At 57.4% G+C, this 6,517-nt stretch carries 4 protein-coding genes; 3 read left to right on the forward strand and 1 reads right to left on the reverse strand.

Annotated elements, in window-relative coordinates; genetic code table 11:
* The first annotated feature begins 129 nt into the window (after positions 1 to 129).
* The 3 genes from BIS10_RS06260 (at position 130) to BIS10_RS06270 (ending at position 3,691) form a co-directional block, all read left to right on the forward strand.
* The gene (locus BIS10_RS06260; RefSeq protein ID WP_253503524.1) at positions 130 to 636 is read left to right on the forward strand and encodes a SprT-like domain-containing protein; all 507 of its coding nucleotides are present in this window, start codon (positions 130 to 132) and stop codon (positions 634 to 636) included.
* 169 nt (positions 637 to 805) lie between these two features.
* A complete protein-coding gene (gene acs / locus BIS10_RS06265; RefSeq protein ID WP_253503526.1) occupies positions 806 to 2,755 on the forward strand; it encodes an acetate--CoA ligase in 1,950 nt (649 codons plus the stop codon).
* A 273-nt stretch (positions 2,756 to 3,028) separates the two neighbouring features.
* The gene (locus BIS10_RS06270; RefSeq protein ID WP_016916171.1) at positions 3,029 to 3,691 is read left to right on the forward strand and encodes a response regulator transcription factor; all 663 of its coding nucleotides are present in this window, start codon (positions 3,029 to 3,031) and stop codon (positions 3,689 to 3,691) included.
* A gap of 72 nt (positions 3,692 to 3,763) precedes the next feature.
* On the opposite strand, the gene BIS10_RS06275 is transcribed toward BIS10_RS06270, so the two are convergent.
* Positions 3,764 to 6,517: NahK/ErcS family hybrid sensor histidine kinase/response regulator (locus BIS10_RS06275; RefSeq protein WP_253503529.1), on the reverse strand; the 2,754-nt coding region annotated here is incomplete at its 5' end.

A 6,517-nucleotide genomic window follows, 5' to 3' on the forward strand; every position in this document is an offset into this window, starting at 1 on the left:
GGGGAGCCTCGTGGTCAACGTCATCTTTGAAAACCGCTGTCGATCCGTCACAATCGAGCAACGTCACTAATGGCTAGTTTATCACTAATGAAGACGTCACCACTGCCCCCTTGGCCGCGCGATGAGCTCATGTCGCGTTCTCATGACGCGCTGCTTCAGGCGGCTCAAGAGCGCGTGGCGCAGGCCCTGGCACGCTGCCGAGAAGTCTACCCAGCGTTGCCTGCCCCAAAGGTATGGTTTGATTTGAAAGGTGCTTCAGCAGGGCAAGCGCATCTTGGGCGGGGTGGACTACGCTTTAACCCAGTGCTGTTGAAAGACAATCGACAAGCCTTCTTCGATGAAGTGATTCCCCACGAGATGGCCCACTGGCTGGTCTTTCATCTGGCCAACGGCACGCGCTTAAAGCCCCACGGCCGCGAGTGGCAGTCGGTCATGCGTGATCTGTTTGGGCTGGCCCCCCGAGTAACGCACCGCTTTGATATTCAGCGTTCCCAACCGCGTCCTTATCGGTATGAGTGTGGCTGCCAGATCCATCATTTTACCGCCAGACGTCATGCCTTAGTGGTAAAGGGGCGTCATTATCGTTGCCGCCATTGTGATCAGACCTTGGTCTACAGCGCATTTAAAAACCTGTGATACTATTTTAAATCATTGTTTTTAAAATAAAAAACGCTAATACCAATGTCTAAAGGGAAGCCGTTCAGGACAGGTTTATGCTAGGTAAATATTACGCGCGTCGGTGTAGTCAATAATAAGGCCGACACCATTTTCTAGAGAGTGCAACTTCACGGACAGAGGCAATTTCATGAGCGAGCATAAAAACGTCTATCCAGTGCGCGATAGCATCGCTGCCAAGGCATGGGCCGATAAAGATAAATATGCGGCAATGTATCAGCAGTCCATGGACGACCCAGAAGGTTTCTGGGGCGAGCAAGCAAAACGCCTCGACTGGATTAAAACCCCCAGCAAAATCAAAAACACCTCGTTCGCCCGAGATAACGTCGATATTCGCTGGTTTGAAGACGGCGAACTTAACGTCGCGGCGAACTGCTTAGATCGCCACCTAGAGAAGCGCGGCGACCAAACGGCGATTATTTGGGAAGGCGATAACCCCAACGAATCCAAAAATATTAGTTATCGCGAACTTTACGAGCGCACCAATCAGCTAGCAAACGGCTTGAAATCGCTGGGTGTTCAGAAAGGCGATACAGTAACGCTGTATATGCCGATGATTCCCGAAGCGGCCATGGCCATGTTGGCCTGCGCCCGTATCGGTGCGGTGCACTCGGTGGTATTTGGCGGCTTCTCGCCAGACGCTGTGGCCCAGCGGGTCATCGGCGCAGATTCCAAACTGGTGATCACTGCCGATGAGTCGGTTCGCGGCGGCAAGCATGTGCCGCTGAAAGAGAACGTCGACTCCGCGCTCAAGCGCGATGGCACCGACGTGTGCAAAAACGTGCTGGTCGTGAAGCGCACCGGCGGTGAGATCGACTGGCAGGAAGGCCGCGATATCTGGTTTGACGAGCTGGTCGACAAACAGTCCAGCGAGTGCCCGGCCGAGGCGATGAACGCGGAAGACCCGCTGTTCATTCTCTACACCTCAGGCTCCACCGGCGCGCCGAAAGGCTTGAAGCACACTACCGGCGGTTACCTGACTTACGCCGCCATGACGCATCAGTACGTGTTCGACTATCAAGAGGGCGAAATCTACTGGTGTACGGCCGACGTGGGCTGGGTGACCGGGCATAGCTATATCGTCTACGGCCCGCTGGCGAACGGTGCCACTACGCTGATGTTTGAAGGCGTGCCGAGCTATCCGACCCACGGCCGCATGGGTGAAATCGTCGATAAGCATCAGGTCAATATCCTCTACACCGCGCCCACAGCCGTGCGTGCGCTGATGGCTCATGGCGACAACGTGATGGATTCCAGCAAGCGTGATTCGCTGCGCTTACTGGGGTCGGTGGGGGAGCCGATTAACCCCGAAGCGTGGGAGTGGTTCTACCGCGTGATCGGCAACGAGAAGTGCCCGATTGTGGATACTTGGTGGCAGACAGAAACCGGCGGCATCATGATTGCGCCGCTGCCGGGGGCCACCGACCTGAAACCGGGCTCAGCAACGACGCCTTTCTTCGGCGTTAAACCTGCTCTGGTCGATAACGAGGGCAACACGCTGGAAGGTGCTACCGAAGGCAACCTGGTGATTCTAGACTCCTGGCCGGGGCAAGCACGCTCTATCTGGGGCGACCACGAGCGCTTTGTTCAGACGTACTTCTCCACCTACGACGGCATGTACTTCACTGGTGACGGCTGCCGTCGTGATGAGGATGGGTACTACTGGATTACGGGCCGTGTGGATGACGTGCTGAACGTCTCTGGCCACCGTATGGGTACTGCTGAGATCGAGTCGTCGCTAGTAGCGCACTCTGCTGTGGCTGAAGCGGCGGTGGTGGGCTTCCCCCACAATATCAAAGGTCAGGGTATCTACATCTACGTTACCCTGAACGACGGTATCGACCCCACGGACGAGCTAAAGAAAGAGCTGACCCAGTGGGTGCGTAAAGATATCGGGCCGATTGCCTCGCCGGATGTTATCCAGTGGGCACCGGGGCTGCCGAAAACGCGTTCAGGTAAAATTATGCGCCGCATTCTGCGCAAAATTGCCGCCAACGAGTGCGATGGTCTGGGCGATACCAGCACGCTGGCAGATCCATCGGTCGTCGATGACTTGATTGAGCATCGGGCAAATCAGTAATCTGATCGCCCCCGCTGGCATTCAGCAGTGGGGGCGATTTTCAATGACGGACGTCAAGCGTTTGCTCATTACGATCAGGCAAACTGCGCTTATCCGATGCAGTGCCGGCCATAGGGCCGGCACTGCTGTTTCTGTTCGGATGACGTCTCAATAACAAATTGTGCATGTGATGCTTGGGCATGATGAAGCCCATGGGGTACCATGCTTCAACCGTATGAGCCTAGCGTCGCGGCGGCAGGCAACCCCGCTGCTCGAGGAACCGGAGGAATATCCATGGCAGTAGCCCATAAGTTTATCGTCGCTGACGACCATCCGCTGTTTCGTGCAGCGCTCACCCAGGCGTTGCGCCAGTTGGCCCCCCAGGCTGAGATTGTCGAAGCCGACACCATGGAAGCCACCACTGAGGTCGTTAATCGACACCCCGATGCGGATTTAATTCTGCTGGATCTTCATATGCCTGGCGCCCACGGCTTTTCGGGTCTCATCCAACTGCGCGGGCAGATGCCGGATATTCCGGTAGCCGTCGTGTCCGGCAGCGATGAGCCCTACGTGGTGCGTCGTGCTATCGACTACGGTGCCTCTGGTTTTATTCCTAAATCATCATCGCTGCAACTGATCGCGGAAGCGGTCGGCGAGATTCTGCAGGGTGAGGTGTGGTTACCGGAAGCACTCGCCAATGTACTGGAAGAGACCAGTGAAGAGGAGTCGCGCTTTGCCGAGGCGATTGCCTCGCTAACACCCCAGCAGTTTCGCGTACTGAACATGCTGACCGAAGGCCTGCTGAATAAGCAAATTGCCTACGAGCTGAATGTGTCAGAAGCGACTATTAAAGCCCACGTGACGGCCATTTTGCGTAAGCTGGGCGTGCACTCGCGCACTCAGGCGGTTATTGCCGCGCAGAAACTCGAAGTGGAGCCGCCGAAAGTCGAGTCGTAACGGCTAACGGCAGGTGAACAGCGCCGCGCTTAGATTTTTCTAAGCGCGGCGCTGCTGTTTTTGGGTTCACTATTAGGGTTTAGCGCGGCTGGCCTGGAGAGTACGAGTGAGCAGTGCGCGTAGGGCGGCTGGTTTCACCGGCTTGAGCAGGAGCTGGTAGCCTGCGCGCTTGATCTCTTCTGCGACGGCTTCGGTACGGTCGGCGGTGATGACAATGCCGGGAACGGCCCCTGCAAAGCGCTCACTAAGTGCTTCTAGCGCCATCAGGCCGGTGACCTCGTTATCCAGGTGATAATCCGCCAGGATGGCGTCAGGATCACCGTCCATATTGCGTAGAATCGATTTTGCTCCACCGATACTCGTGGCGGTAAACACTTCGCAGCCCCAGCCGCTGAGCATCGCGGTCATGCCTTCTAGAATCAGCGTTTCGTTGTCGATACACACAATCCGTGTGCCCGCCAGCTTATTACCGCTACGACGGCCACTGGGCTCCTGATCGGCGACGGTTATTTCTCGGGCCGCAACGATGGGGACGCTGACCGAGAACACCGTGCCTACCCCTTCCCACGAGCGCACTTTGATGGGGTGATCCAGAACGCGGCTCATACGATCGGCAATGGAGAGCCCCAGCCCAAGGCCTTTTTCGCTCTCTTTATGGCGGGAGACCTGATCCAGACGGCGGAACTCCTGGAAGATTTCCGTTAGCTTGGATTCAGGAATCCCGGGGCCGCTGTCCCACACCTCAATCAGTAGCCGCCCACTCTGGCGGCGACAGCCCAATAGCACGCGGCCTTCTTGGGTGTAGCGAATGGCATTAGAGAGGAAGTTTTGCACGATGCGACGCAGCATCTGCGGGTCGGAGTCTACCCATTGCTGAGTGGGCACAACGTCGAGGTCCAAGCCGCGATCATCGGCCATCACCTCAAACTCAGCGCGTAGCGGACGGAAAATATCGGCTAAGGCGAAATGGCTGCGCCGTGGCGTTAGCGCACCCGCATCCAGTTTTGAGATATCCAGCAGCGTGCCTAGTAGCTCTTCGGCCGCTTGCAGCGAGTTGTCGATATGGCCAATGGTGCGCTGGGTGTCGCTGGCGGTGACGTTCTGCATCAGCGCAGAGGTAAACAGGCGCGCGGCATTCAGAGGTTGCAGTAGGTCGTGGCTGGCGGCAGCCAGGAAGCGGGTTTTCGAGGCGTTGGCGTCTTCCGCGAGCTGTTTCGCTTGGCGCAGTGCCTGCTCCGCTTCGGCGCGCACACGGTTCTCCTGGCGCAGTGCGGCGTTGGCTTCTGAGAGTGCTTGGGTACGTTCGCGCACCCGCTCTTCCAGGGTCTCGTTGGTCTCTTTCAGGGCGATTTCCGCTTGGCGGCGCTCGGTAATGTCTTGATACAGAGCGAAGAAACCCAAAATCGATTGGCTGTCGCCAAAGTGAGGCGTATAGGTCACCAGCATATAGCGCATGGCGTCGTTGACCCGCATGGAGACTTCAAAACTGACCCGCTCACCGGCCAGGGTGCGCTGTACCCAGGGCACCCGCTCTTCGGCCTGTTTCACCGGCAGCACGTCTTTGTAGCGCCGCCCAATCACCGCGTTGCGGTCGATGTTGAACGCCTGCTCGTAGGCGCGGTTGGTAAAGAGATAGCGGCTCTCTTTATCGAAGTAGGCAATGAGCGCCGGGACGTTATCGGTATAGATGCGGATATTGTTTTCTGAGCGGATCAGCGCCTCTTCGATACGCTTTTGCTGGGTAATATCCTGATAGGTATAGACAAAGCCGCCGCCGGGCATCGGGTTGCCCTGTACTTCCAGCACGCTCCCATCCTGGCGGTAGCGCACGTAGCGGTGGGGTTGGCCATCGCGAATGTTATCCAGCAGCAGTTGCACGTGCTCTTCCGGGTCGCCAGGGCCGTACTCGCCGTTGTGGGCGTTGTAGCGGAAGATGCGATCCATCGGTGCGCCAACGCGAATAATGTGATCAGGAAAGCGGAACAGCTCTAAATAGCGCTGGTTCCACACCACCAGGCGCAGGTTCTGGTCGACCACGCTGATGCCTTGGTTGATGTTTTCGATGGTGGCCTGCAGCAGGGCACGGTTGAACTCCAGTACCTGGGAGGCTTCATCTACGATGGAGATCACATCGGAAATACCAATGCCTCGCCCTTGAAGTGCAGAGTTCACCACGATCCGCGCCGACGATGCCCCCAGGACAGACGCGAGAAAGCGCTCGGTAAATTGGATCACGTCGATGGAGGCGCGGGTGCCGTCATCCAACGGCTTGCCTGCTCGGCGTGCGTAATCATCAAAAGCACGGTCGACTTGGCCCGCGCCTAAGAAGCGCTCACACAGCACTTTCAAATCACCCACCGTTGTGGCCCCTGTCCAGGGGCGATTAACGGAGGTTTGGCGGGTTTCGACGCTATCCACAAACAGCGACGCCTGAATGCGTTCGACCACTCGCTGGGAGGTGATCTGTGAGACAAAGATATAGCAGAACAGATTGACCCCTAGCGAAAGCATCACACCATGGGTAAAGGCATCGCCCATGTTCAGGCCAAACAGCGCCGTGGGCGACAGCCAGTTAAGCCCCAGCGGGCCACCGGCAAGCCACGCTTGAGGCAGTACGCCAGCGTTAATCATGGCGGGCATGAGCAGGCTGTACGCCCAAATAGCAAAGCCCACGTTCATGCCCACGATCACGCCTAAGCGGTTGCCGCGCTTCCAGTACAGCCCGCCAATCAGCGCGGGGGCAAACTGGGCCGCTGCAGCAAACGAGAGCATGCCGATGGAGGCCAGAGAGGTGAATTCGCCAATCAGCTGATAAAAGCCGTACGC

Origin of the sequence: Halomonas sp. 707B3, from assembly GCF_024158645.1 — a bacterium.
GTDB classification, from domain to species: domain Bacteria; phylum Pseudomonadota; class Gammaproteobacteria; order Pseudomonadales; family Halomonadaceae; genus Vreelandella; species Vreelandella lionensis.